Genomic DNA, 24,364 nt, shown 5'->3' on the forward strand with positions numbered 1-24,364 from the left:
CCGCGGCGGACGAGGTAGTCGGCGAGATCCGTGGCGGTGGAGAAGCCCTGGCGGGCGGCCTCGCGCATCCGTTCGCGGTTGGGCTCGATGGCCGGGATCATGTCGGCGAACGCCCGCAGCGAGCCCATCAGGGTGTCGACGGCGTCGAAGACCGGCTCCTTGTCCTCCTGGTTGTCCTTGTTGTAGGCCAGCGGCTGGCTCTTCATCAGGGTGAGCAGGGAGAACAGGCTGCCGTAGACGCGGCCGGTCTTGCCGCGCACCAGCTCGGGCACGTCGGGGTTCTTCTTCTGCGGCATGATCGAGCTGCCGGTGCAGAAGCGGTCGGGCAGCTCGATGAAGTTGAACTGCGCCGAGGTCCAGAGCACCAGCTCCTCGCTCATGCGCGACAGGTGCATCATCAGGATGGAGGCCGCCGACAGGAATTCGATCTGGAAGTCGCGATCGGAGACCGCATCCAGCGAGTTCTCGCTGATGCCGTCGAAGCCCAGCTCTTTCGCCACCCAGTCGCGGTCGAGCGGGTAGGAGGTGCCGGCGAGTGCCGCCGAGCCCAGCGGCATGATGTTGATGCGCTTGCGGGTGTCGATCAGGCGCTCGACGTCGCGCTCGAGCATGTCGTGCCAGGCAAGCAGGTGGTGGCCGAAGCTGACCGGCTGGGCGACCTGCAGGTGAGTGAAGCCGGGCATGACGGTGTCGGCCTCGGCCTCGGCCAGGTCGATCAGCCCGCGGCGCAGGCGGTTGGCCTCCTCGATGATGGCATCGACGGCGCGGCGCATGAACAGCCGGATGTCGGTGGCGACCTGGTCGTTGCGCGAACGGCCGGTGTGCAGCTTCTTGCCCACATCCCCGATGCGATCGATCAGGCGCGCCTCGATGTTCATGTGGACGTCCTCGAGCTCCACCGACCAGGCGAGATCGCCGCGCTCGATGTCACCGCGGATGTCCTCGAGACCCCGAACGATCTTTTTCGCCTCGTCCTCGGTGATCACGCCGACGCGCGCCAGCATGCGGGCATGGGCGATCGAGCCGGTGATGTCTTCGTCGTAGAGGCGCTGGTCGAAGCCGATCGAGGCGGTGAAGGCCTCGACGAAGGCATCGGTGGGCTCGGAGAAACGGCCGCCCCAGAGCTTGGCGGCTGGCTTGTCGTCGCGATCGGTCATGGTGGTCCTCGGGAAATGCGGTTTCGCGTCGAATCGGCCGCAGCGGGCCGCCTTCGGAATGGCGCGAGTATATCGCAGCCATCGCGCGCCACCGGAGTGACGCTTCGATTCCGGCCTACCCTTGAGGCAAGATAGACGTCACACGCGCATCGACGCGAAAGGAGTCGCCCGCTTGCCATCCAAGCCCGCCAACCCGCCTGCCACGCAAGCCGCCCGCGACCGCGCACTGCTGCCCGCCGCGCTGCCGGCCTTCTGCACCGCGCGCGTGATCCTGATCACCCTGGCGATGGGCGCGGCACTCTCGCTGCTGCTGACCCTGGTGCCGGGGGCGGGCCCGGAACGCTGGGCGCGCTTCGGCACGACGCTGTGGCTGGTGACCTGGATCGCGCTGGTGACCGTGGCGCTGCTCTGCGCGACGCGCCGCTGGCTGGACCGCCTGCCGCTGGCAGCCCTGCTGGCGATCATCGTGGCGCTGCTGCTGACCGTCACCGCCGTGACCAGCACGGTCGCCTTCGGCGCGCTGCAGTCGATCGGCTGGCAGCCGCAGGAGACCGCCGGCGAGTTCCTGCTGCACAACCTCGCCATCGCCCTGCTGGTGGGGCTGATCGGTATCTGGGTGTTCTCGCTGCACCTGGGCAACGCCCGCCAGATCAACGCCGCCGCCGAGGCGCACCTGTCCGCACTCCATGCCCGTATCCGGCCGCACTTCCTGTTCAACAGCCTGAACACGGTCGCCGAACTGGTGCATGACCGCCCCGAGGCCGCCGAGCAGGCGGTCATGGATCTGGCCCGCGTGTTCCGTGCCGCGCTGGCAAGCGAGTCCACCAGCACGCTAGCCGAGGAAGTCGAGCTCGCGCGCCGCTATCTCGATCTCGAATACTGGCGGCTGGGCGATCGTCTGATCGTCGACTGGCAACTGCCCGATCCGCTGCCACCGCTCGACCTGCCCATACTCACCCTCCAGCCGCTGGTCGAGAACGCGGTCCGCCACAGCGTCGAACGCCAGCCCGACCCCGGCCCCATCCGGGTCGAGTGCCAGATAGGCAGCCGCTCGATCAGTCTCGTGATCGAGAACGACCTGGTGCCCGGCCCCGACCGGCAGGGCAACGGCATGGCCCTGGCGAACATCCGTGACCGACTCGACCTGATGTTCGGCGAGGCCGCCTCGCTGCGCGCCGGGCCGGTCGAGGGGCGCTTTCGCGTCAAGCTGGTCGTTCCACGATCGAACCGCGGGGCGACGGAATGAGGCGCGCCCTGATCGTCGATGACGAGCCGCTCGCCCGTGACCGGCTGCGCCGCCTGCTCGCCCGGCAGGGCGGCATCGAGGTGGTCGCCGAGGCCGGCAACGCCGACCAGGCACGCGAGGCCATGCGCCAGGTGCCGGACCTGGTGTTTCTCGACATCGAAATGCCCGGCGAGGACGGCATCGAGCTTGCCCATCGCTTGCGCGAGGCGGAGTTGCCACCGGCGATCATATTCACCACGGCACACGCCGACCGCGCGCTGTCCGCCAGTGAAACCGCCCCGGCCGGCTACCTGTTGAAGCCGATCGAACCGGAGGCCCTGCGCGCGGCGATCGAGCGTGCCGGCCAGCGCAACCGCTGCCAGCAGGCCCGGCGGCCCACTCTGACGGTACGGCTGGGGCGCGAGGAACTGCGGCTGGGCCTCGAACACCTGATCGCGGCGATCGCCGAGGACAAGGCCACCCACCTCTACCTGCTCGACCCGGCCGATGGTCGGCGCCGCGAGGCGTGGATCGAGCCGAGCCTCACCGAACTGGAAGAGCGCTTCGACGGCCAGTTGCTGCGCCTGCACCGGCACAGCCTGGTCAACCCCGCCCAGATCCACTCGGTCAGCCACCACGAGGGCCAGCACCAGTGCCGCGTCCACCACCTCGACGCGCCACTGGCCATCAGCCGCCGGGCGTGGCGTTCCGTGCGCGAGACGCTCGACGACGCCTGAGGCCCGAGTCGCATCTGTGCGACACTGAGGACCCATCGACGCTATCGAAACGTGTAGCGGTTCCCCTAGCGATTCCCCGGGAGGTCCGTGATGACGCAATGGCTCAACGAGCTGTGGTTCCTGACGCTGGAAGCGGCGCCCTGGCTTCTTCTGGGCCTGGTGATCGCCGCGCTGATCAAGGCATTCTCCGACCGGCTGGCGATCGCCAGATACCTCTCGGGCGAATCGACCGGCGCGATCGTCCGCGCCGCGTTCATCGGCGCCCCGTTGCCGCTGTGTTCCTGCGGCGTGGTGCCGGCGGTGCTGGGGCTGAAGGATGCCGGCGCCGGGCGCGGACCGTCGATGGCCTTCCTGGTCGCCACGCCGGAGACCGGCCCCGACTCGATCAGCGTCAGCTACGGCATGCTCGGGCCGGTCTACGCCATCGCCCGTCCGGTCGCGGCCATCATTGGCGCGATCGTCACCGGCCTGATCGGCGGCCGGTTCGCCGGCCCGGAGCCCGCCCGGACGGCAGTCGCCCAGGGAGGTTGCTGCGGCGGGGAGAGCAACCCGACCGCCGCCAGTTGCTGCGAGTCGACCCCGTCGGTCACCGGCCGCTGCGAAGATAACGAGTCGCCGACGACCGGTGCCTGCTGCGGCAACCAGGCGACGCCGGTGGCCGGCGCATCGCCGGGCGCCCGCAAGCGTCTCGCCGGCGGCTTTTCCTACGCCTTCGGCCAGGTGCTGCTCGACATCATGCCGTGGATGCTCTTCGGCCTGGCCGTGGCGGCCACCGCGGTGGTGCTGATCCCGGACGGCTTTTTCGACAACGCCTGGGGGCTGGTGGGCAGCTACCTGCTGATGGCGGTGATCGGCATCCCGATGTACGTCTGCGCGACCGCCTCGACGCCGATTGCCGCCGGCCTGCTGGTGGCGGGCATGTCGCCGGGCGCGGCGCTGGTGTTCCTGCTCGCCGGGCCGGCCACGAACATCGGTACGCTCGGCATCCTGAGAAAGCATTTCGGCAACCGCCTGATCGCGCTGTATCTGGCCACCGTGATCGCCTGCGCGCTGATCGCCGGGATCATTCTCGACGTGTTGTGGCAGGTGTTCGACTGGAGCCTGCCGAGCAGGGCGGCCGACGGCCACGTCATGGAGGCGAACGGGATCGGGCTGGCCTCGCTGATCGTGCTCGCGGCCGTCACGATTCACGCCTACTGGCGACGTCAGCGGGCCCGCCAGGCAGCAGCCCCGGGATCTGGCCAAGCTTCAGGCCAAGCGTCAGGGGAGGGAGCCTGTGATTGCGCATCGGGCCGGGATGGATCTCGGTGACCAGGAGCGGGTCACGCTCGCCCTGATCAGCGACACGCACGGCACCCTCGAGCGTGCCCTGCTGCCGCTGCTGGCCGACGTGGACGTGATCGTCCATGCCGGCGACCTGCTCGATCCCGGCGAATTGCGCCAGTTGGCGCCGAAAAGCGGCCACCTGGTGGTCGTGCGCGGCAACAACGACACGCCCGGCCAGTGGCCGGAGGGCACCGAATCACTGCTCGAGACCCTCCCCGAGCAGGCCAGCCTGCAACTGCCCGGCGGCCTGCTCGTGGTCGAACATGGCCACCGGGTCAATCCCGCCCGGACCCGCCACGAGCGGCTGCGGCAACGGCACCCGGAGGCGCGCGCGATCGTCTACGGCCACACCCACCGTCGCGTGATCGACACCGACCAGACGCCGTGGGTGCTCAATCCGGGCGCGGCCGGCCGCCAGCGTGCCTTCGGCGGCATCGGTTTCCTGCGCCTGACGGCCACCGCGGACGAGTGGCAGGTCGAAGCGGTCACCCTCCCCAAGCGTGGCCGGCACACGTAAACTCAAGCAGGGTTCAAAGGACACTCTCGATTCATGGCAAACGTGCTGGGCGTGGGAATCGCCACGCTGGACATCATCAACGAGCTGGATCACTACCCGGCCGAGGACAGCGAACAGCGCGCCCTGTCCCAGCGGGTGGAACTGGGCGGTAACGTCGCCAACAGCCTGCGGGTGCTACGCCAGTTCGGCCACCCGGTCGAGTTCGCCGGCGTGCTGGCCGAGGATGCCGACGGTCGCCGCATCGGCGATCTCATGGATCGCTACGGCATCGATACCCGTCACGCCCGCCGGGTCGAGGGGCACGCGCCCACCTCCTACATCACGGTCAACCGCGCCACCGGCAGCCGCACCATCGTCCACTGGCGCGACCTGCCGGAATTCGACCTGGGTGCGTTCATGGCCATCGACCCGAGCGAGTACGACTGGCTGCACTTCGAGGCCCGCGCCTGCGACGAGACCGCCGCCATGCTGGCACTGAGCCGGTCGCGGGTGACCGACCAGCCCATCTCGCTGGAGGTGGAAAAGGACCGCCCGGAACTCGACCAGCTCTGGTCGTTTCCGGACATCATCTTCTTCTCCGCCGCCTTCGCTCGCGGTCGCGGCTTCGACGAGCCGGCGACCTTCCTCCGCGAGGCCCGGGGCTGGGCGCCGCAGGCGATCCTCGTTCTCGGCTGGGGCAGTGGGGGAGCCTGGCTGTCGCGCCCCGGGGACACCGAGCCGGTTCAAGTTCCGGCGCAACCGGTCGATACGGTGGTAGACAGCATTGCCGCTGGCGACACGCTGATCGCCGGGTTCATCCACGCGCGGGTACGCGGGATGGGTGCGCAGGAATCGCTTGAGTTCGCAGCAAGGCTGGCCGAACGCAAGCTCGCGCAGACCGGACTCGCGGGGCTGGGGCCGAAGGATCCGGCCGCGGACCCCGATCTGCTGTGCCGCCTCGACGACCTCGAGCCGCTCGATGCCCTGGGCGTGTGGCCCAGGGGCCGAGAGCAGGGCGGGCCGGCGCCGCTGATCGTGGTGCGTGAAGGCGAGCGCGTCTGCGCGTGGCGGAACGTCTGCCCGCACAACGGGTCGCCGCTGTCGCGCCAACGGCACGACTTCCTCGAGACACGTGACGGCGAACGGCAACTGCGCTGCAATGTTCATCAGGCCTACTTTCGTCTCGACGATGGCCTGTGTACTGCCGGCCCCTGCGAGGGCCAGCGGCTCGAACCCGTCGACCTGAAACGGATCGGCGACCGAATCTACCTGGCCGACCGGGCCGATCGACGCGATCCCGCGGCGAGCAGCGGGACCCCGGCGGACCGGGGCCACTTGCGGGGACGTACCCAGCCATGACGGATCAGGCATGATGGATCGCCGACACGACATCTCGCATTGGCTCGAGGCCCTGCCCGATCCGCTGGTGGGGCGCGATCGCGATGGTCGGTTGCGTCTGATCAACAAGGCGGCACGCGCCATACCCGCGGACAGCCGGCTCGAGAACATGATCGACGGACTCGAGGGCAACGGCGGCCCGCGGCTGATCAATCATCTGTCCCGCTCCACCGCGGACCGCCGGGTCTATCGCCACCTCCATCTCGGCTCGCACCCCGACCCCGAGGCCAGCCCGCGCGAACTGCACCTGCTTCAGGACGTGACCGGCGAGAAGCTCGCCGAATCGGCCCTGGCGGAGACCGAGCGCCTGGTGCGCCTGATGGTCGATGCCAGCCCCGACCTGATCGTGGTCAAGGACGCCGAGGGGCGCTGGCTGCTCGCGAACCGGGCCGCGCTCGACCTGTTCCGCCTCGACGGGCTGCCCTGGTGGGGGCGCGACGACGATGCCCTGGCCGAGCTGACCGAGCCGACCTTCCGCGACACCTTCTACCACTGCCAGCAGTCGGACCAGCGTGCCTGGTCGGCGGGCGAGATCCATCGCGAGACGGAAGTGGTGACCTCGCCGGAAGGCGACGAGGAGGTGTTCGAGACCATCAAGCAACCGGTATTCGATGCCGACGGCAAGCGCCACGCGATGATCGTGATCGCGCGCAACATCACCGCCCAGTTGCGCGCCCAGGCCGAATACGAAGACCTCGCCATCCACGACGAACTCACCCACCTCTACAACCGCCGCTTCTTCCAGATCGAGGCCCAGCGCCGTCTCGACGAGCTCGGACGGGACAATCGCCATGCGGCGGTGGCAGTACTGGACCTCGACCGCTTCCGCAGCATCAATGATTGCCACGGTCACGAAGAGGGTGACCGCGTGATCCGTCAGGTCGCCGATCGGCTGCGAGAACTGAGCGCACGCGAGGACTGGCTGGTGGCACGGCTGTCCGGGGACGAGTTCGCCATCCTCGCCAGCGACGTCGAACCACAAGACGGCCCCGAGGTGCTCAGCGAGGCGCTGCGCGAGATGATGCGCCGTTCGTTCGAAATCGAGACCACCAACCTGATCATGACGGCCAGCGCCGGCATCGCCTTCTGGCCCACGCACAGTCGCCACGTCGCCCAGCTGCTGACCCAGGCGGACGGGGCCCTGTTCGAGGCGAAAAAGAACGAGCGCGAGCCGGTTGCGGTCTTCAGCCCGCATCTCTCGGAGCGACAGATCTGGCGTTCGGAAATGCTGGGCGCGCTGCGCGACAGCCTGGAGAACGAACGCTTCCATCTCGTCTACCAGATCCAGCAGGACGCGCTGGGACTGGCGGTCACCGGCGTGGAGACCCTGCTGCGCTGGGATGCACCGGACCCGCAGTTGCAATGCGGACCACAGGACTTCATCCCATTCCTCGAGCAATCGGGCCTGATCGTCGAGGTCGGCGGCTGGGTAATGACCGAGTCGGCCTGCCAGGCTGCCGAGTGGGGCCGGGAGACCGGCGAGGCGATCACCGTATCGGTCAACGTTTCCAGCGTGCAGTTGCACGCTCCCTGCTTCGCCGATCGTGTCGCGCGGGCACTGGAAATCTCCGGCCTGCCCCCCGAGCGTCTCGAGCTGGAACTCACCGAGACCGCGCTGGTCCATGATCCGGAGCAGGCAGCCACCATGCTGGATGCCGTGCGCGAGCTGGGCGTGAAGCTCGCGCTGGACGACTTCGGCACCGGTTACTCGTCGCTGAGCTACCTCAAGCGGTTCTCCTTCGACCGGCTGAAGATCGACCAGGGCTTCGTGCGCGACATCCTCGGCGACCGCAACGACCTGGAGATTGTCCGGGCGATCATCGCGATGGGCAACGCCCTGTCGCTGGAGATCATCGCCGAGGGAGTGGAGACCATCGAGCAACGCGACCTGCTGGACTCGCTGGGCTGTCACTCCTTCCAGGGCTACCTGATCGGCCGGCCGACTCCGGCCGACGCCATCCGCCCCTTGCTGGGCGTGCGCCTGCTGTGAGGCAGGCATCCACCGACCACGAGGTCCGACATACCATGACCACTCGCGCACAATGGATCGAACAGACCCTGCGAGCGACCCTCGAGCCAACCCACCTCGAGATCACCGACGAATCGACTCAGCACGCCGGCGATCGAGTCGAAAGCCACTTCCGCATGGTGGTGGTCAGCGACCGTTTCGACCGCCTGCCGCTGATCCGCCGCCACCGGCTGGTCCAGGACCCGCTCAAGCCGGCCTTCGAGCAGGGCCTGCACGCCCTGGCCCTGCACACCTATAGCCCGGACGAGTGGGCCGAGCGCCAGAACGCGCCGGCCTCGCCGGCCTGCCAGGGCGGGGGCCACTGACGCGGCGGCATCCCCTCGTCAGGCCCGCGCGAGCGGGCTGGAACGGATGCCCAACCTTATCCCGAGGAAATCCGTCCGATTCGTTTACAAGCCGAGAGTGACCGTCTAGGCTCCCACGCCAACTGCCCGTGACGCTCATGCCCCGCATCGGGGCATTTTCGTGTCTGGAGCACGAGGTTCACGGCCGAACGCATCCGTTCCAATCCGTCAGGAGTTCCCATGAAGACCCGTCACTTGCTGCTGGCCACCCCGCTGGCCATGGCCCCGTTCACCATCCATCCGCTGCTCGCCGCCGAGGACAAGGCCGACAACGGCTGGTCCGGGGCAGCCGAGCTGGGCGCCTCGATCACGACCGGCAACACCGAGTCCTCCACCATCAACGGCAAGCTCAAGCTCGGTTACCTGACCGGCCCGTGGACACACCGACTGCGCCTCGAGACCATCCAGTCGAGCGAGGACGGCGAGGACACGGCCAACCGCACGCTTGGCGAGTTCGAGAGCAACTATGCCCTGAGCGAGCGCGACTACCTGTTCGGCGTGCTGCGCGGCACCCATGACGAGTTCTCCGGCTACAAGTACCAGTCCAGCGTCGCCGCCGGTTACGGGCGCAAGCTATGGATCTCGGAACGGGGCTACTGGGACGCGGAGATCGGCCCGGGCCTGCGCATCGCGGAGACCGAGGACGGCGAGCGCGAGACCAACGCCATCGCGCGGCTGTCGAGCGGCTTCGAGTACCGTATTTCCGACTACGCCAGGTTCGACCAGGATCTCACCGTGCTCGCCGGCCAGGACAACACCGAGATCGAGTCGGTAACCGGCCTGTCGACCTCCCTGACCGAGAAGCTGGCGATGAAGCTCGCCTACACCGTCCAGCACAACACCGACGTGCCGGCGGGCACCGAGAAGACCGACACCTACACCTCGGTCAACCTGGTCTACGACTTCCGCTGATGGCCGAGGTAACATCACGTCAGGACGACGGTTTCGGCAACGCAGGGAAAGCACATGGAAATCCGCCGCAGGGACCTGAGGCAGGCCGCCGATGACGGGGTATTGGCACCCGACACGGCCGAGGCCCTCTGGACCTATCTCGAGCATCGACAGACCGGACCCCGCTTTCGCGCGGCGCACATCCTCTACTACCTCGGCGGCTTTGTCGCCATGTCGGCCCTGGGACTGTTCATCAATCAGGCCTGGGATTCCTGGGCCGGCTGGCCGATGCTGGGGCTGGCCCTGGGTTTCGCCGCGCTGGGCCTGGCGCTGACACGTCGATTCCTCGACCACGGCTTGGCGATCCCCGCGGGGGTGACCCTCACCTTTGCCATATCGATGACACCGATCGTCGTCTTCAACGTCCAGCAGATACTGGGCTTCTGGAGCGGCACATTCACGGTAACCGACTACCACCGCTGGATCGACTGGCGGTGGGTCCTCATGGAACTGGCCACACTGGCCGTCGCGGCCGTCGCCCTGTGGCGCTATCGGCTGCCTTTCCTGATCTTCCTGGTGGCGCTGACTCTCTGGTACCTGCAAATGGACCTGGTGCCATTCTTCTTCGAGACCTGGGAGGATCGTTGGGAGATGCGCAAGCTGGTCTCCGTACTCTCCGGCGCGGCGATGCTGGGACTGGCGTTCTGGATCGAACTGCGCGCCGGACGAAACCCCGACTGGGCCTTCTGGCTCTACCTGGCGGGACTGGCGGCCTTCTCCGGCGGGCTGACTTCGATGGACTCCGACAGCGATCTGGGCAAGCTGGCCTACCTGCTGATCCACCTGGCGCTTATCGGGCTCGGCGCGGCGCTGCGCCGGCGCACCTTCGCGGTGTTCGGCGCCTTCGGCGTCGCCATCTACCTGATTCACCTCGCCAGTGTCTTCGAAGACACGCTCGCCTTCCCGGCGATCCTTGCCTTCATCGGACTGGGGATCATCCTCGGCGGCGCGCTCTGGCAACGCCACGAGGCGAGTATCACCGCGACCCTGCGCGGCTGGTTGCCGGCACGCCTGCGGCGGTTGCTCGAAGAGATCGAGTAGCGGCTCGTTGCAGGCGCGACCGTCGGCCAACCGCCCGACAGCGCGGGACCTGCAAGCCCGGCATTCGATCGAACGATGGGATGGCCCGACGGGCGCTTGGCTCGCGACGCCTTGGTCGGACTGCGCCGGAGGTGTTCGCGCGCGTGGATCAGCCCGGCAGGACCATCACCCCGTCGATCTCCACCTCGGCGCCCTTGGGCAGGGCGCGCACGCCCAGGGCCGCGCGGGCCGGATAGGGCTCGGCAAGGTACTCCTTCATCACCGCGTTGACCTTCTCGAAGTGGGCCAGGTCCGGCAGGTACACCTGCAGCTTGACCACGTCGGCGAGATCGCCGCCGGCGGCACGGCAGACGGCGGCGAGGTTGTCGAACACGCGCCGGGTCTGGGCCTCGATGCCACCCTCGACCAGGGTCATGCTGGCCGGGTCGAGTGCGATCTGGCCGGAGAGGTAGACGGTGTCCCCGACCCGCACGGCCTGCGAGTAGGGGCCGATGGCGGCCGGAGCGTCTTCGGTGTGGATGATTTCACGTTGGCTCATGGTCTCTCCTCGGACACGGTCAATTCGGGGCGATCGATCTGGGGCTGTCGGGGGCGGTGCGTCAGTGGCGCGAGACGCGCACCACGTCGCGCAACTGCTTGATCGCGCGCATCACCCGGGCCAGGTGGATGCGGTCGGTGACGCGCACGGTGATGTCGATGATGGTGAGGTTCACGTCGCGGTCGTCGAAGCGCACGTCGTCGATGTCCGAACCGGCATCGGAGACCGCCGCGGCGATACGCGCCAGTCCCCCGCGGACATTGTTCGCCTGGATGCTGATCTGCGACTGGTACTCGCCGGTGGGCTCGGCCTCCCATTCGACCGCCAGCCAGCGTTCCGGGTGCTCGCCGGCGTCACTGGCGTTCGGGCAGCCCTGGCGGTGGACCACGATCCCGCGACCGGTGGAAAGAAAACCGACCACCGCGTCGCCGGGCACCGGGTGACAGCAGCCGGCGAAGCTGACCACCAGCCCCTCGGTGCCGCTGATGATCACCGGCGCCTGCTTGCCGCTGCCCTCACGCCATATCTCGTCGGGATCGAGCTTGCCGGCCTCGGCCTTGAGCAGGCGGACCACCAGCGGGGCCATGCGGTTGCCCAGCCCGATCTCGCGCAGCAGGTCGTTGAAGCTCTCCTGGTGGTACTCGCGCAGGATCTTGTCGATGCGGGGCTCGTCGAGCTCCTCGATGTCGCAACCCTCGGCGGCCATCGCCTTGGCCAGCAGGCGGTGACCAAGGCGAATCGCCTCGGCATCCTGCAGGTGCTTCAAGTAGGCGCGGATATTGGCCCGGGCGCGCGCGGTGACCACGAACGACAGCCAGCTGGGATTGGGTACCGCACCCGGCGCGGTGATCACCTCGACGGTCTGGCCGGACTCCAGCGGCGTCGACAGCGGGGCGAAGCGCCGGTCGATCTTGCAGGCCACGCAGGTGTTGCCGACGTCGGTGTGGATCGCGTAGGCGAAATCCACGGCCGTTGCCCGACGTGGCAGCTCGATGATCTCGCCCATCGGGGTGAAGACGTAGACCTCGTCGGGGAACAGGTCGACCTTGACCGATTCGAGGAATTCCTGCGGGTTGCCGGCCTTCTGCTGGATCTCGAGCAGATCGCGCAGCCACTCGCGAGCACGGGTCTGGGTGACCGAGCCATGGTCGCCCTGGGCCTTGTACAGCCAGTGGGCGGCGATGCCGGACTCGGCGAACTGGTCCATCTCGTGGGTGCGGATCTGCACCTCCAGCGGAATGCCGTGCGGCCCGAACAGGATGGTGTGCAGCGACTGGTAGCCGTTCGCCTTGGGGATGGCGATGTAGTCCTTGAAGCGTCCGGGCAGCGGCTTGTAGAGGTTGTGCACGATGCCGAGCGCCCGGTAGCAGTCGTCGACCGAGTCGACCAGCACCCGCACCGCGAACACGTCGAACACCTCCTTGAACGAGAGGTGCTTGGACAGCATCTTGCGGTAGATCGAGTAGGGCCGTTTCTCGCGCGCCAGGATGTCGGCCGTCAGGCGCTCGTGGGCGAAACGCTGCTCGAAGCGTTCCTGGATGCCGGCGACGATCTCCTTGCGATTGCCGCGCGCCCGGCGCACCGCCTCGCTCAGGATGCGGTGGCGCAGCGGGTGCAGCGAGGCGAAGCCCAGGTCCTCGAGCTCGTGGCGAATCGCGTTGAGACCGAGGCGGTTGGCGATCGGGGTGTAGATATCGAGGGTCTCGCGCGCGATACGCCGGCGCTTGTCCGGACGCATCACCCCGAGCGTTCGCATGTTGTGCAGGCGGTCGGCGAGCTTGATCAGGATGACGCGCACATCCTCGACCATCGCCATCATCATCTTGCGGAAGTTGGCCGCCTGCGCCTCGGCCTTGGACTTGAAGCGGATCTGGGCGAGCTTGGAGACGCCGTCGACCAGGTGGGCGACCTCCTCGCCGAACTCGGCCACGATCTGGTCGTGGACGATGTCGGTGTCCTCGACGACGTCGTGCAGGATGGCCGCGACCAGCGTGGCCTCGTCCATGCGCAGGTCGGCAAGGATGTGCGCCACCGCGATCGGGTGGCTGATGTAGGGTTCACCGCTCTTGCGGGTCTGTCCGGCGTGGGCTTGGGCGCCGAACTCGAAAGCGGTGCGGATGCGGGCGACGTCCGCCGCATCCAGGTATTGGGCAAGATGCTGGGCCAGCGGGGCGAAGAAGACGTCGGTCAGGTTCGACCCGGTCGTCGCGGCGACGACCGGCGTCCCTGTCTGTCCGCTTTCCATGGATACCCCGCCCCGGCCCGGGGACTCAGGCCTCGTCGCTGGTGACCGGCGTGGCCGGGCGGGCGCCCTCGGCACTCTCGTCGGCGAACTGCGCCAGCTCGGCACGGATTTCCTGCTCTGTGATCTCGGAGCGCGACAGGGTGATCTGCTTCTCGATCTCGTCGATCCGCGCGCGGTCGATCTTGCCCTCGCCCAGCTCGCGCAGGGCGATGACAGTCGGCTTTTCCTTGCCCATCGGCACCAGCGGCTCGGCGCCGTGCTCGATCTGGCGGGCGCGCTTGGCCGCGGTCAGTACCAGCTCGAAGCGGTTGGGGATCTTGTCCAGGCAGTCTTCTACGGTTACACGTGCCATCGGTGTCTTGACCTCGGTATACAGGTTGGACGGCCCGGCCGTCCTGGGGACGACCGGGCCGCGTCTCGATTCGGTGTCTTTATCAAGCGAACGGATTCGGCAGAAAAGACGTTTTGGGGCACTAGTTTACGGTCAGTCGACCTCGCCCAGCAAATCGGCGATCAGTTCGGGGTGCCGTTCGCGCTGTCGATCGGTCTCGAGGCCGGCTGCGATGAACAGGGCGTCGAGTTCATCGAGCGCCTGCTCGAAGGCATCGTTGATCACCAGATAGTCGTACCAGTGACACTCGCTCATCTCGCGGCGCGCCTCGGCCAGCCGGCGCGCGATGACCTCGTCGTCGTCCGAGGCCCGGTTGCGCAAGCGCTTTTCCAGTTCGGCACTGCTCGGCGGCAGGATGAAGATGAAGATCGCCTCGGGGAACAGCTTCTTGACCTGCGCCGCACCCTGCCAGTCGATCTCGAGGATCAGATCGCGGCCACGCTCGAGCTCCTCGCTGATCGCCGCCTTGCTGGTGCCGTAGTAGTTGTCGAAAACCTTGGCGTGCTCGACGAAGGCATCCTGGGCCAGCATCACCTCGAACTGCGAGATATCGACGAAGTGGTAGTGCTCGCCATTGACCTCGCCGTCGCGGCGCGGGCGGGTGGTGTGCGAGACCGACAGCGCTAGCTCCGGCCGGCGTTCACGCAGGGCCTTGATCAGGCTGGTCTTGCCCGCCCCGGAGGGCGCCGAAATCACGAATAGCTGTCCACGCGGCGTTGCCGTCATCGTCTCTCCGTCGGTTTTTCTTGTGGCTCAGCGAGTCACGCGGGTGGTGCCGTCACGCGCCTCGATCACACGCACCCGCTCGCCGGGCTGGAAGGATACATCGGCCGCCTGCACGATGCTGACCGTCCGACCGTTGTCCAGCCGCACGGTGATCTCGTAGCCCGGCTGGCGAGTGAGGCCTTCCTCGGCCGCCGAGCCGGCCATGCCGCCCAGCAGCGCACCGCCCACGGTAGCCAGTGCCCGACCGCTGCCACCCCCGACCTGGTTGCCGAGGATGCCACCCGTAATGGCACCCGCGCCGGTGCCCACCGGCGTCTTGGTGCCCTCGATCTGCACCGTGCGGACGCTGTCGATCGTGCCGTAGTAGACGGTCTGCATCTGACGAGCGGAATCGCGCGAGTAGGCGCCACTCGAGAGGCTGCTCGCGCAGCCTGACAGGAAGGCCACGCCGACCGCGGCGAGCACCAGGGTCATCCAGTGTTTCATGTGGAACCTCCGCACGATTCGAAATAGTGGTTGAAAAAGTATAAGTCAGATCCCCCGCGCCTCGCAGGGTTCCGCGGCCACCGCGAATCAGCGGTAGTCGATGATCAGCGGCGCATGATCGGAGAACTTCTCCTCTCGGTAGACCTGTACCTCGGCCAGCTGCTCGCGCAGGTCAGGGGTGACGATCTGGTAGTCGATCCGCCAGCCGACGTTGTTGTTCCAGGCATTGGCCCGGTTCGACCACCAGGTGTATTCCGCGACGTCGGGCTTGAGCGTACGGTGGGCGTCGACGAAGCCCAGGTCGTCGAACACGCGGTCCAGCCAGGCGCGCTCGTAGGGCAGGAAGCCCGACTTGTTGCGGTTGGCGCGCCAGTTCTTCAGGTCGATCTCGCGGTGGGCGATGTTCCAGTCACCGCAGAGAATCAGCGAACGATCCTCGTCGCGAAAACGCTGCAACATGGGCAGGAACGACTCGAGAAAGCGGTCCTTGGAGGCCTGGCGGTGATCGCCGGCCGACCCCGAGGGCAGGTAGAGCGAGGCGACGGTCAGATCGCCCAGGTCGAAGGCGCAGTAGCGCCCCTCGGCGTCGAACTCCACCAGCCCCATCTCGGTGGTTACCGCCCGTGGCTCGATCCGGCTGTAGATCGCCACGCCGCTGTAGCCCTTGCGCTCGGCATCCACGTAGCGACAGTGGTAGCCCTCCGGCCAGAAGGCCGGGTCCTTCTCCAGTTGCCAGGTCTGCGCCTTGGTCTCCTGGATGCAGACCAGATCGGCGTCCGCCGTCGCCAGCCAGTCGAAGAACCCCTTGCGCGCCGCTGCGCGAATGCCATTGGCGTTGAAACTGATTACCCTCATCTGTCCGTCCAAATGGGCCGATTCTAGCAAGTCGGCCGGGGCGCTGGCCCCAACGACGTCTCCCATCGGGCGATCGGTCCGAGCCACGCAAAAAAAACCCCGACCAACGGGTCGGGGCAGCGGTTCTTCCTTGAGGAGCCAATCACTGGGATTGTTCAACCAGCTACAAGTTCCTCGGAGCGGTCCGCCTTTTTCAGTTCAGGTCGACGGCCAGGAACAGCGGCTGGCCACGGCGCAGCAGGCGAATGGCGACCGGGCGATTCTCCGGTGCGGTGGACAGCGCCTCGGCCAGATCCTGCTCGCTGCGCATCGGGCGGCGATTGACCTCGAGGAGCACGTCGCCCGGTTCGAGTGCCCCGGCAAAGGGCGAGTCACCGGCTACCGATTCTATCTCGATGCCGTAGCGCACGCCGAGGCTGCCGCGATCGTCCTTCTCCAGAGGCTCGACCGACAGGCCGTAGCCGGACAGGGCGCTACCCCCGGCCGCCGCGGTCGCATCGAGTTCGGCCAGCACCACCTCGAACTTTCTTTCCTCGCCATCGCGGATCACGGTCACCTCGGCCGGCTCGCCTACCGGGGCGGCGCCCACCAGGCGCGGCAGCTGCCCGGATCGCTTCACCGACTTGCCGTTGAATTCGGTGATGATGTCGCCCGACTCGAGGCCCGCCTCGGCCGCCGGGGTATCTGGCTGCACCTGAGCGACCAGGGCGCCACGGGTGTCGTCCAGACCGAAGGAGCGGGCCAGCTCGTCGGTGACCGGCTGGATGATCACCCCCAGATAGCCGCGACGAACCTCGCCGGTATCCTTGAGCTGCTCGGCGACGTCCATGGCGACGTTAACGGGGATCGCGAACGAGATACCCATGTAGCCGCCGGAGTTGGTGTAGATCTGCGAGTTGACACCGATGACTTCGCCATCGACGTTGATCAGGGGCCCGCCGGAGTTGCCCGGGTTGACCGGCGCGTCCGTCTGGATGAACGGCACGTAGGTCTCGTTGGGCAGATCACGACCGATCGCGGAGACGATGCCGTGGGTGGCCGAATGATCCAGTCCGAACGGCGCGCCGATCGCCAGCACCCACTCGCCCACGTCGACCTCCTCGGAGTCGCCGATGCTCACGGTGGGCAGGTCCTCGGCGTCGATCTTCAGCAGCGCGATGTCGGTGCGGCGATCCTCACCGATCAGCTCGGCGCGATACTCCTTCTGGTTGTTGAGCCGGACGCTGATCTCATCGGCGCCCCCGACCACGTGGGCGTTGGTGATGACGTAGCCGTCCTCGCTGATGATGAAGCCGGAGCCCAGCGACTGGGCCGGACGCGAGCGCGGCATCGGCTGCTGCGGCATCTGCTCGAAAAAGTCGCGGAACATGTCGCCCAGCGGGCCGGGGGGCAGGTTGGGCATCTGCGGCCGCTGACCGGAACGCCCCGGCTGCTCACCCTTGGTGACCGTGTTGATGTTGACCACCGCCGGGGCATTCTCCTTCGCCAGCTTGACGAAGTCGGGGTACTGCGCCTGGGCAGGGGAACCCAGCATGCCCATGACGAGCAGGGCGACGGCCAACAGGGCCAGGTGGTGGCCGAGGTGTCGGATCCCGGCAACCCCCGGGAGACGAGACCTGGCGTGAGGGGCTGTGACGAATGCCATCATCGACTAACTCCTATTCCGACTGCGGAATCACGCAAAAAGGTTACAGGCCGGCCCCGAGGCGAACCAAGGGCCAGTTCGATGAGATAGGGCTGGCCGCATGAAGTTCAATCCCCTACGGAGGCCACGCCACGGTCCTTGGCGGGCCGCCGGGATCACTGGACGCGCCCACGACAGCGGCCTCAGGCCGGGCGGTGCGCATGCACCGCAATGCGTCGTTCGGCGAGTGCCGACACCAGGGCGGCCATCGCCCGCTCGACCTCCGGACGCTCGCCCTTGAAACCCAGTTCCAGCAGGCGCCGCTCGGCCGAGAGCACGGGCAGACTGAACAGGCGCAGGGACGGATGCTCGGCGCAGAAGGCCTCCATGAGATCGACCAGCTCGCTCTCCGGGGTGTCCACCAGCCACAGGGATCGCTCCACGTAACCCGCATCCCCGATCTCGGCCAGGGGCCCGGCGAGAATGTGGTCGAGCATCGCGTGGGCCATCTCGGGAAAGCCCGGCAGGAAGAAGTGCCGTTCGACGGCAAACCCCGGCACCCGGTTGAACGGGTTGGGCACGAGCGTCGCGCCCTCCGGCAGCTCGGCCATCCGGATGCGCGTGGGGTAGGCCTCCTCGCCGAACTGTGCCTCGATCAGGGCGGCGGCCTCGGGGTGGCGCACCAGTGGCCGGCCGAAGGCGGTGGCGGCACAGGCGCGGGTAAGATCGTCGGGGGTCGCGCCGATGCCACCGAAAGAGAAGACGGTCGCCCCGTCGGCCCGACTGCGCCGCAGCAGGTCGACGATGGTGATCTCGCGGTCGGGCAGGAACTGGGCCCAGTCGACCACCAGGCCGCGAGAAGCCAGCCGCTCGGTGACCGCAGCGAGATGCCGGTCCTGCCGACGCCCGGAGAGGATCTCGTCGCCGATCACCACCACGCCGATGCCGGCGAGTGCTCCGTTGCCCGCCTCGTTGCCAAAGCCCTCGTGCATGCCCGGCACGCCCTACTGCCTGGCACCGATCTTGAGCGCGTTCTCGCGCACCCGCTCGCGCTCGCGCTGGTCCTCGACTGCGTCGAACTCGCTGTGCTCGACCCAGCCCTGTGTGTGCTGGCGCACCAGGCGGGCCAGCCCGTCGAGGTGGTCGTCGCGGTCGTTGAGCGCCGGGATGTAGTGGTAGGTCTCGCCACCGGCCTCCTCGAAGTACTCGCGGTTCTCGTCACCGATCTCCTCGATGGTCTCGAGACAGTCGGCGGAGAAGCCCGGGCAGACCACCGCGATGTGCTTCACACCCTGACCGGGCAGGGCCTTCAGGGTCTCGTCGGTGTAGGGCTTGAGCCACTCCTCGGGGCCGAAGCGCGACTGGAAGGTGACCATGTAGTCGTCCTCGGACAGCCCCAGGCGCTCGGCGACCAGCCGCGAGGTGACGTAGCACTGGCAGTGATAGGGGTCGCCGTTGAGCAGGTAGCGCTTGGGCTCGCCGTGGTAGCTCATGATCAGTCTGTCCGGCTTGCCGTGTTCGTCGAAGTGCTCCTGGATGCTCGCCGCGAGCGCATCGAGGTAGCCCGGGTCGCGGTGGTACTGGTTGATGGTGCGCAGCTCGGGAACCCAGCGCCAGTGCATCAGCTCGTCGAATACCGCGTCCAGGGTCGAGGCGGTGGTCGCCCCGGCGTACTGCGGGTAGAGCGGCAGCACCACCACGCGCCGGGCGCCGGCCTCGCGCAGCTCGTGCAGGGCCGATGGCACCGACGGGTTGCCGTAGCGCATCCCGAGCGCCACGGTCACCGGGCCGGCCATCTGCTCGGAGAGCCGTTCCTGCAGGCCCTTCTGCTGCTGGCGGGCGATGGTCAGCAGCGGCGAGCCCTCGCCGTGGTGATCCCAGACCGAGCGATAGGCCTCGGCGGATTTCGCCGGCCGGGTGCGCAGCACGATGCCGTGCAGTATCGGCCACCACTTCCACTTCGGGATCTCGATCACGCGCGGATCGGAGAGAAACTGCGCGAGGTAGCGGCGCAATGCGGGCGCCTCGGGGGCATCCGGCGTACCGAGGTTAAGCAGCAGCACCCCCAGTCGTTCCGCGCTGCCGTGCTTGTAGTCCGGTTCACCTTGGTAATTCATTCGATGGCCTCAACAATTTTCGACGAGTATCCTACAGTCTGAACGTGCCCGGTCGATGCCGCCAACGACATCGCCGAACCCGAAACACCGGGTCATTCTAGGCAAACGAGTCATCTATTGCCGGAACGGCTGCTTTCCCGCCGCCCCGGTCGTCGCCGTCAGCCCGTCGGCGGCGAATCGACACGAACGAATCACAGGAGTGCTCCTTCACCATGGCCGACAACAACACCCGCCACAGCAGACTGCTCATCCTCGGCTCCGGTCCCGCCGGCTACAGTGCCGCGGTCTACGCGGCCCGGGCCAACCTTGACCCGGTGCTGATCACCGGCATGGAGATGGGCGGCCAGCTGACCACCACCACGGAGGTGGAGAACTGGCCGGGTGATCCGGGCGACCTCACCGGCCCGGCACTGATGGAGCGCATGAAGGCGCATGCCGAGAAGTTCGATACCGAGATCGTCTTCGACCATATCCACACCACCAAGCTCGACGAGCGCCCGTTCACGCTCACCGGCGACCAGGGCACCTACACCTGCGATGCGTTGATCATCGCCACCGGCGCCTCGGCGCGCTACCTGGGCATCGAGTCCGAGCAGGCCTTCCGCGGCAAGGGCGTGTCGGCCTGCGCGACCTGCGACGGCTTCTTCTACAAGAACCAGACGGTCGCCGTGGTCGGCGGTGGCAACACCGCGGTCGAGGAGGCCCTGTATCTGTCCAACATCGCCGCCAAGGTGCACGTCGTGCATCGCCGCGACCGCTTCCGCGCCGAGGACATCCTGATCGACCGCCTGATGAAGAAGGCCGAGGACGGCAACGTCGTGATCCACTGGGATCACGAGGTCGACGAGGTGCTCGGCGACCAGATGGGCGTCAACGGCCTGCGCATCAAGAACAAGGCGGGCGAGACCACCGATCTCGAACTCTCCGGCGTGTTCATCGCCATCGGCCACTCGCCCAACACCGGCATCTTCGAGGGTCAGCTCGACATGGCCGGCGGCTACATCAAGGTCAAGAGCGGTACCGACGGCAACGCCACCGCGACCTCGGTCGACGGCGTGTTCGCCGCCGGTGACGTCATGGACCACGTCTACCGCCAGGCGATCACCTCGGCGGGCACCGGCTGCATGGCCGCCCTGGATGCCAAGGCCTTCCTGGAAAAGCTCGACGACTGAATCCGACGACGCTCGATCCCGCCGGTCACCGCACCGGCCTTCACGACCGAAGGAACACAGACATGGATCCAACCATCGCCGCCTACGTGGTGTTGCTGGCCCTCGCCCTCGGACTGACCGGCGCCCTGCGCGCCGAACGCGAGCACTGCGGCCGGGGCCTGCTGATCGTCACCACCCTGGCGGGCTTTCTCGTGGTCGCGGCCGTCAGCGCGCTGCTCACCTCGCAGAGTGCGCTCGAGCTGGTGCTGTCGACGGTCGCGGTGTTCTTCGGCGCCCAGGCGGCGGCGACGGCCTTCCTGCTGCTGCGCCAGGAAATCCATGCCGAGCCGGCGGACGAACTCGACGAGCAGGACCTGCTCGACGACGAGGATCGCGAACAGCAGTTCGCCCATGAGCGTCATGGCGACGCACGGACCGATCGGGAGGTGTCGTGATGGGCATCGGACTGATGATCGACAACGCCGGCTGGTTCGCGCTCGGCCTGGTACTGATCACGCTCTCGGCACTGACCCACCCGGAGCGTCGCCGGGTGTGGATGTGGGCCCTGCCGCTCGCGATACTGATCGTGCTCGCCGGCGCGCTCTTCCCGGGCGCGGCCGGCGACCTGCCCGGCATGGGCTGGAAGGCGTGGCTGGCGATCGCCGCGCTGGCCTTCGGTGTGGCCGCCGCCCCCTGGTATCAAGCCAGCCGTGACCAGGACACGCGGCTGATCGACCTTGTGCGCGGTGCGGCGATCGTGCTGATCGGCAGCGGTATCACCATCACGCTGCTGGGCGTGATCGGCTGGGAACAGACCACCCGCTACGTCGGCGCCTGGGACCTGCGCCTGGCCGCCGTGCTGGGCATCTTCATCGGGGTCTGGACCGGCATTACCGGGCTGATCCACTGGCTGCGCCTGAAGGGCACCCTGCGGGCCGGCAGCCGGGGATCGCGCAACCAGCGACTCGCCCAGTGGGCGGTACTGGCGATCATCGGCGTACTGGGCGTGATCACGGTCGCCTACCCCAAGGTCGCCACCGCGCCGCTGGTGCTGCTGATCGTGCTGGCGATCGAGTGGGCAGCCCTGGCAGCCCTGTCCCAGCCACGCGACGACCTGCTGCTTGTCCAGGCACGTCACGTCGGCCTGGTGGGCGTGGCCATCATCACGCTCGGTTACGTGCAGAGCAGCCTGTTGCTGCTGGTGGTGGGCGGCCTGGTCGTGGCCGGCTCGATTCACTTCGTCAAGCGGCAAGGCGCCTTCTGCCAGATCTCGCGCCGGACCTTCTACGCCGACGAGACCGCGGACGCGGCCAACGGGCCGGACGAGGACCAGTCGGCCGCCAGGTCCGACTGATCCCCCACGGCCGGACGTCAGTCGTGGCTCAGGTCGTCCAGGGTCAGTTCGAAGGCATCGACGAACCGCTGCCGGAAGTAGGCCACCGCCGGCAGGTCGGTCATCTCGTCGAGCTTGCCGCGCAGGAACTCCTCGGCGCGGCGGAATTCCTGGTTGCCGGCCGCCCGTTCCTCGATGCACTTGAGGTAGGCCGATAGCGAGTCGGCGGCCTTGACCAGCCGCTGCACCTCGGGCTCGATGCGGGCGCTCTCGATCACCTCGGCGAACGCGTCCCGGAGGGAGTCGGGCAGCAAGCCGACGATCTTGCGCTCGGCGTGTGCCTCGAGCGCCTTGTAGGAATCACGGATGTCCTCGCGGAAGTACTTCACCGGGGTGGGCAGGTCGCCGGTGATGATCTCCGAGGAATCGTGGTAGAGCGCCACGCTCACCACCCGGCCGACGTCGTTTTCCTCGCCGAACTCCTGGTTGCCGATCACCGCCAGCGCATGGGCGATCATCGCCACCTGCAGGCTGTGCTCCTGCACGTTCTCGGCGCGCGTGTTGCGCATCAGTCCCCAGCGGTAGATGTACTTCATCCGCGACAGGTAGGCGAAGAAGTGACTCTCCTCGGCGGGGCGCTCGGGACGGTGATCGCGGCGGTAGTCGGAATCGCTCATCGGTCTCCTTGGATTCGATTCGGGTTCGGTCGGGGCACGGACTCGGTCAGGCTCGGGTGGTGGGCGCAAAGCCCACCTCGCGGAATTCCTCGAACAGGCTCACGGCAAAGCTGTCGGTCATCCCCGAGATCATGTCGGTCAGCAACTGCGCCTCGCGATAGCGAATCGGCATCGGGTTGCCCGGCGACTCGAACACCCGCCGGTAGTTCTCGGAGATGCGCTGGTAGATGTAGCCGGCCAGCGGGGTGGCGCGCGGGCTGGCCGGGTCGGCCGGGTCCGTGCGCTTGGTGATTGCGTACCAGAAGGCATCCATCAGGCCATGGATCACCGTCAGGCCGGTCAACTCGACACGCAGCACCGACTTGTGCCGGTAGGCGTGCTGCCAGTTACAGGCCTTGAGCGCGTCCAGCAGCGGCCCGCCGCGAGAGGCGGCCACCAGTTCGCGCTCGAAGCGGCCGTCGGCCATCGCCGGCAGGGACTGGATGAACACCTCGCCGATCGCCTCCATCAACGCCCCGATGGCGCGGATGCGGAAGGTCTGCATGGAGATGTCGTTGAGCTCGTCGGGCGAGAGCCGCTCGCGGCGGTAGGCCCGGTGCTCGGCCATCGCCGACTCGCAGACCGCGGTGACCACCGGGTCGTCCGGCGCCTCGTGGCGCAGGAAGGCGATGGTATCGGAAAACGAGAGCAGCCCCTTCTTGACCGCATCCTCGGCATCCAGCACCGAGTAGGCGATGTCGTCGCAGGCCTCCATGATCCAGGTCAGCGGGTGGCGCTGTCCCGCCGACAGCCCGGTGCCCGCCCAGACCTCGTCCATCAGGGCCGACTCGGACTGGAAGTAGCCGTGCTTCTTGTGGGTGACCCGGGAGCGGTCGATCTCGTCGCTGGCCGCCGGGTACTTCACCAGCGCGGCGAGGCTCGCGAACGTCAGGTTAAGCCCGTAGTCGTCGTTGATCAGCTGCAGCTTGGTCAGCAGACGCAGCGTCTGGGCGTTGCCCTCGAAACGCAGGAAGTCCTGCTTCATCGCCGGGCTCAGCGCCGGCTCGGCATCCAGCACCTCGCGCCGGTTGATCTCGAACCAGCGCGCGATCGCGTCCTCGCCCTGGTGACCGAACGGCGGATTGCCGAGGTCATGGGCCAGGCCGATGGTGGCCAGCAGGGCGGGGACATCCCGCAGCGCCTCGGGCAGCCCGGCGGCCACGCCGTGGTGGAACACCAGGTCGATGCCCACCGAGCGCGCCAGGTTGGCGACCTCGTGCGAGTGCGTCAGGCGGGTGCGCACGCTGTCGGACCGGTCGAGCGGAAAGACCTGCGTCTTGTCGGCCATCCGGCGCACCGGGGTGGAGAACAACACTCGGTCGTAGTCGCGTTCGATGGCGGTGCGCGGTTGAGCAGGGGACGACGACACGCCCGCCGGTCCGCTGCCCGGACGACGCCGGCCGGGGTTCAGCCAGCGGCGCCAGTGGGTGTCGAGATCCTGGCTCATCACATTTCCTCGGACGAATGGTTGCGGTCCG

General features: G+C 67.6%; 24 protein-coding genes. 12 read left to right on the forward strand and 12 right to left on the reverse strand.

The genetic code is table 11. From position 1 onward, the window contains the following. The coding region (argH, locus tag ACLFRM_RS01105; RefSeq protein ID WP_410753751.1) for an argininosuccinate lyase at window positions 1-1,157 on the reverse strand (1,157 nt) is incomplete at its 3' end. A gap of 172 nt (window positions 1,158-1,329) precedes the next feature. On the opposite strand from argH, the gene ACLFRM_RS01110 reads away from it, so the two are divergent. From ACLFRM_RS01110 to ACLFRM_RS01150, 9 genes are all read left to right on the forward strand, one after another. Beyond that, window positions 1,330-2,403 (forward strand): sensor histidine kinase, encoded by a 1,074-nt coding sequence (locus tag ACLFRM_RS01110; protein ID WP_410753752.1) that lies wholly within the window; start codon window positions 1,330-1,332, stop codon window positions 2,401-2,403. Further along, entirely contained in the window at window positions 2,400-3,119 is a 720-nt protein-coding gene (locus ACLFRM_RS01115; protein WP_410753753.1) for a LytR/AlgR family response regulator transcription factor, read from the forward strand. The genes ACLFRM_RS01110 and ACLFRM_RS01115 overlap by 4 nt, the downstream gene beginning before the upstream one ends. A gap of 90 nt (window positions 3,120-3,209) precedes the next feature. Continuing rightward, window positions 3,210-4,430 carry an SO_0444 family Cu/Zn efflux transporter gene (locus ACLFRM_RS01120; RefSeq protein ID WP_410753754.1) on the forward strand — a complete coding sequence of 407 codons (1,221 nt, stop codon included), beginning with the start codon at window positions 3,210-3,212 and terminating at the stop codon, window positions 4,428-4,430. Further along, complete coding sequence (locus ACLFRM_RS01125) at window positions 4,396-4,962, forward strand: metallophosphoesterase family protein (RefSeq protein ID WP_410753756.1); 567 nt, start codon at window positions 4,396-4,398, stop codon at window positions 4,960-4,962. Before ACLFRM_RS01120 ends, ACLFRM_RS01125 begins: the two co-directional genes overlap by 35 nt. A gap of 33 nt (window positions 4,963-4,995) precedes the next feature. Then, window positions 4,996-6,300, forward strand: coding sequence for a PfkB family carbohydrate kinase (locus ACLFRM_RS01130; RefSeq protein ID WP_410753758.1), 1,305 nt, complete (start codon window positions 4,996-4,998; stop codon window positions 6,298-6,300). A gap of 10 nt (window positions 6,301-6,310) precedes the next feature. Then, window positions 6,311-8,329 (forward strand): putative bifunctional diguanylate cyclase/phosphodiesterase, encoded by a 2,019-nt coding sequence (locus ACLFRM_RS01135; protein WP_410753759.1) that lies wholly within the window; start codon window positions 6,311-6,313, stop codon window positions 8,327-8,329. Between the two features lie 35 nt (window positions 8,330-8,364). Further along, window positions 8,365-8,673, forward strand: a complete 309-nt coding sequence (locus tag ACLFRM_RS01140) for a BolA family protein (protein WP_410753761.1) — start codon at window positions 8,365-8,367, stop codon at window positions 8,671-8,673. Window positions 8,674-8,892: 219 nt separating this feature from the next. Then, a complete protein-coding gene (locus tag ACLFRM_RS01145) occupies window positions 8,893-9,624 on the forward strand; it encodes a YdiY family protein (protein ID WP_410753763.1) in 732 nt (243 codons plus the stop codon). A 54-nt stretch (window positions 9,625-9,678) separates the two neighbouring features. Further along, complete coding sequence (locus ACLFRM_RS01150; protein WP_410753764.1) at window positions 9,679-10,704, forward strand: DUF2157 domain-containing protein; 1,026 nt, start codon at window positions 9,679-9,681, stop codon at window positions 10,702-10,704. A 148-nt stretch (window positions 10,705-10,852) separates the two neighbouring features. Here ACLFRM_RS01150 and ACLFRM_RS01155 read toward each other — a convergent pair whose 3' ends face one another. From ACLFRM_RS01155 to hemH, 9 genes are all read right to left on the reverse strand, one after another. Further along, window positions 10,853-11,242: a RidA family protein gene (locus tag ACLFRM_RS01155; protein WP_410753765.1), complete on the reverse strand. Its 390-nt coding sequence runs from the start codon at window positions 11,240-11,242 to the stop codon at window positions 10,853-10,855. A gap of 61 nt (window positions 11,243-11,303) precedes the next feature. After that, entirely contained in the window at window positions 11,304-13,487 is a 2,184-nt protein-coding gene (locus ACLFRM_RS01160; protein WP_410753767.1) for a RelA/SpoT family protein, read from the reverse strand. 25 nt (window positions 13,488-13,512) lie between these two features. Then, entirely contained in the window at window positions 13,513-13,839 is a 327-nt protein-coding gene (rpoZ, locus tag ACLFRM_RS01165) for a DNA-directed RNA polymerase subunit omega (RefSeq protein ID WP_410753769.1), read from the reverse strand. 132 nt (window positions 13,840-13,971) lie between these two features. Further along, window positions 13,972-14,574, reverse strand: coding sequence for a guanylate kinase (gmk, locus tag ACLFRM_RS01170; RefSeq protein ID WP_410753771.1), 603 nt, complete (start codon window positions 14,572-14,574; stop codon window positions 13,972-13,974). Window positions 14,575-14,631: 57 nt separating this feature from the next. Next, on the reverse strand, window positions 14,632-15,090 hold the full coding sequence (locus tag ACLFRM_RS01175; RefSeq protein ID WP_410753773.1) for a glycine zipper 2TM domain-containing protein: 459 nt from the start codon (window positions 15,088-15,090) through the stop codon (window positions 14,632-14,634). Window positions 15,091-15,177: 87 nt separating this feature from the next. After that, the gene (locus ACLFRM_RS01180; RefSeq protein WP_410753775.1) at window positions 15,178-15,945 is read right to left on the reverse strand and encodes an exodeoxyribonuclease III; all 768 of its coding nucleotides are present in this window, start codon (window positions 15,943-15,945) and stop codon (window positions 15,178-15,180) included. Between the two features lie 193 nt (window positions 15,946-16,138). Next, window positions 16,139-17,593, reverse strand: a complete 1,455-nt coding sequence (locus tag ACLFRM_RS01185) for a DegQ family serine endoprotease (protein ID WP_410753777.1) — start codon at window positions 17,591-17,593, stop codon at window positions 16,139-16,141. Between the two features lie 179 nt (window positions 17,594-17,772). Further along, window positions 17,773-18,561, reverse strand: coding sequence for a competence/damage-inducible protein A (locus ACLFRM_RS01190; RefSeq protein WP_410753779.1), 789 nt, complete (start codon window positions 18,559-18,561; stop codon window positions 17,773-17,775). 12 nt (window positions 18,562-18,573) lie between these two features. Further along, the gene (hemH, locus tag ACLFRM_RS01195; protein ID WP_410753781.1) at window positions 18,574-19,686 is read right to left on the reverse strand and encodes a ferrochelatase; all 1,113 of its coding nucleotides are present in this window, start codon (window positions 19,684-19,686) and stop codon (window positions 18,574-18,576) included. 212 nt (window positions 19,687-19,898) lie between these two features. On the opposite strand from hemH, the gene trxB reads away from it, so the two are divergent. The 3 genes from trxB to ACLFRM_RS01210 all read left to right on the forward strand — a co-directional run bounded on the left by trxB (window position 19,899) and on the right by ACLFRM_RS01210 (window position 22,191). Next, window positions 19,899-20,858, forward strand: coding sequence for a thioredoxin-disulfide reductase (gene trxB, locus ACLFRM_RS01200; protein WP_410753782.1), 960 nt, complete (start codon window positions 19,899-19,901; stop codon window positions 20,856-20,858). A 62-nt stretch (window positions 20,859-20,920) separates the two neighbouring features. Continuing rightward, window positions 20,921-21,292 (forward strand): hypothetical protein, encoded by a 372-nt coding sequence (locus ACLFRM_RS01205; protein ID WP_410753784.1) that lies wholly within the window; start codon window positions 20,921-20,923, stop codon window positions 21,290-21,292. Then, the gene (locus ACLFRM_RS01210; RefSeq protein WP_410753786.1) at window positions 21,292-22,191 is read left to right on the forward strand and encodes a hypothetical protein; all 900 of its coding nucleotides are present in this window, start codon (window positions 21,292-21,294) and stop codon (window positions 22,189-22,191) included. The genes ACLFRM_RS01205 and ACLFRM_RS01210 overlap by 1 nt, the downstream gene beginning before the upstream one ends. 17 nt (window positions 22,192-22,208) lie before the next feature. Here the strand turns inward: ACLFRM_RS01210 and yfbR are convergent, their stop codons facing one another. Together yfbR and dgt are read right to left on the reverse strand one after the other, a co-directional pair. Continuing rightward, window positions 22,209-22,847 (reverse strand): 5'-deoxynucleotidase, encoded by a 639-nt coding sequence (gene yfbR / locus ACLFRM_RS01215; protein WP_410753787.1) that lies wholly within the window; start codon window positions 22,845-22,847, stop codon window positions 22,209-22,211. A 46-nt stretch (window positions 22,848-22,893) separates the two neighbouring features. Beyond that, window positions 22,894-24,333: a dGTP triphosphohydrolase gene (dgt, locus tag ACLFRM_RS01220; protein WP_410753789.1), complete on the reverse strand. Its 1,440-nt coding sequence runs from the start codon at window positions 24,331-24,333 to the stop codon at window positions 22,894-22,896. Between the last annotated feature and the right edge of the window lie 31 nt (window positions 24,334-24,364).

It is taken from the genome of Guyparkeria sp., assembly GCF_046540515.1.
Lineage (GTDB): Bacteria > Pseudomonadota > Gammaproteobacteria > Halothiobacillales > Halothiobacillaceae > Guyparkeria.

Coding starts and splice junctions, on each gene's coding strand:
- ACLFRM_RS01145 (WP_410753763.1), top strand. CDS start 8,893: ATGAAGACCCGTCACTTGCTGCTGGCCACCCCGCTGGCCATGGCCCCG.
- ACLFRM_RS01135 (WP_410753759.1), top strand. CDS start 6,311: ATGATGGATCGCCGACACGACATCTCGCATTGGCTCGAGGCCCTGCCC.
- ACLFRM_RS01140 (WP_410753761.1), top strand. CDS start 8,365: ATGACCACTCGCGCACAATGGATCGAACAGACCCTGCGAGCGACCCTC.
- ACLFRM_RS01175 (WP_410753773.1), bottom strand. CDS start 15,090: ATGAAACACTGGATGACCCTGGTGCTCGCCGCGGTCGGCGTGGCCTTC.
- rpoZ (WP_410753769.1), bottom strand. CDS start 13,839: ATGGCACGTGTAACCGTAGAAGACTGCCTGGACAAGATCCCCAACCGC.
- yfbR (WP_410753787.1), bottom strand. CDS start 22,847: ATGAGCGATTCCGACTACCGCCGCGATCACCGTCCCGAGCGCCCCGCC.
- ACLFRM_RS01210 (WP_410753786.1), top strand. CDS start 21,292: ATGGGCATCGGACTGATGATCGACAACGCCGGCTGGTTCGCGCTCGGC.
- ACLFRM_RS01180 (WP_410753775.1), bottom strand. CDS start 15,945: ATGAGGGTAATCAGTTTCAACGCCAATGGCATTCGCGCAGCGGCGCGC.
- ACLFRM_RS01115 (WP_410753753.1), top strand. CDS start 2,400: ATGAGGCGCGCCCTGATCGTCGATGACGAGCCGCTCGCCCGTGACCGG.
- ACLFRM_RS01185 (WP_410753777.1), bottom strand. CDS start 17,593: ATGATGGCATTCGTCACAGCCCCTCACGCCAGGTCTCGTCTCCCGGGG.
- ACLFRM_RS01155 (WP_410753765.1), bottom strand. CDS start 11,242: ATGAGCCAACGTGAAATCATCCACACCGAAGACGCTCCGGCCGCCATC.
- ACLFRM_RS01205 (WP_410753784.1), top strand. CDS start 20,921: ATGGATCCAACCATCGCCGCCTACGTGGTGTTGCTGGCCCTCGCCCTC.
- ACLFRM_RS01150 (WP_410753764.1), top strand. CDS start 9,679: ATGGAAATCCGCCGCAGGGACCTGAGGCAGGCCGCCGATGACGGGGTA.
- ACLFRM_RS01190 (WP_410753779.1), bottom strand. CDS start 18,561: ATGCACGAGGGCTTTGGCAACGAGGCGGGCAACGGAGCACTCGCCGGC.
- hemH (WP_410753781.1), bottom strand. CDS start 19,686: ATGAATTACCAAGGTGAACCGGACTACAAGCACGGCAGCGCGGAACGA.
- dgt (WP_410753789.1), bottom strand. CDS start 24,333: ATGAGCCAGGATCTCGACACCCACTGGCGCCGCTGGCTGAACCCCGGC.
- trxB (WP_410753782.1), top strand. CDS start 19,899: ATGGCCGACAACAACACCCGCCACAGCAGACTGCTCATCCTCGGCTCC.
- ACLFRM_RS01120 (WP_410753754.1), top strand. CDS start 3,210: ATGACGCAATGGCTCAACGAGCTGTGGTTCCTGACGCTGGAAGCGGCG.
- ACLFRM_RS01160 (WP_410753767.1), bottom strand. CDS start 13,487: ATGGAAAGCGGACAGACAGGGACGCCGGTCGTCGCCGCGACGACCGGG.
- ACLFRM_RS01130 (WP_410753758.1), top strand. CDS start 4,996: ATGGCAAACGTGCTGGGCGTGGGAATCGCCACGCTGGACATCATCAAC.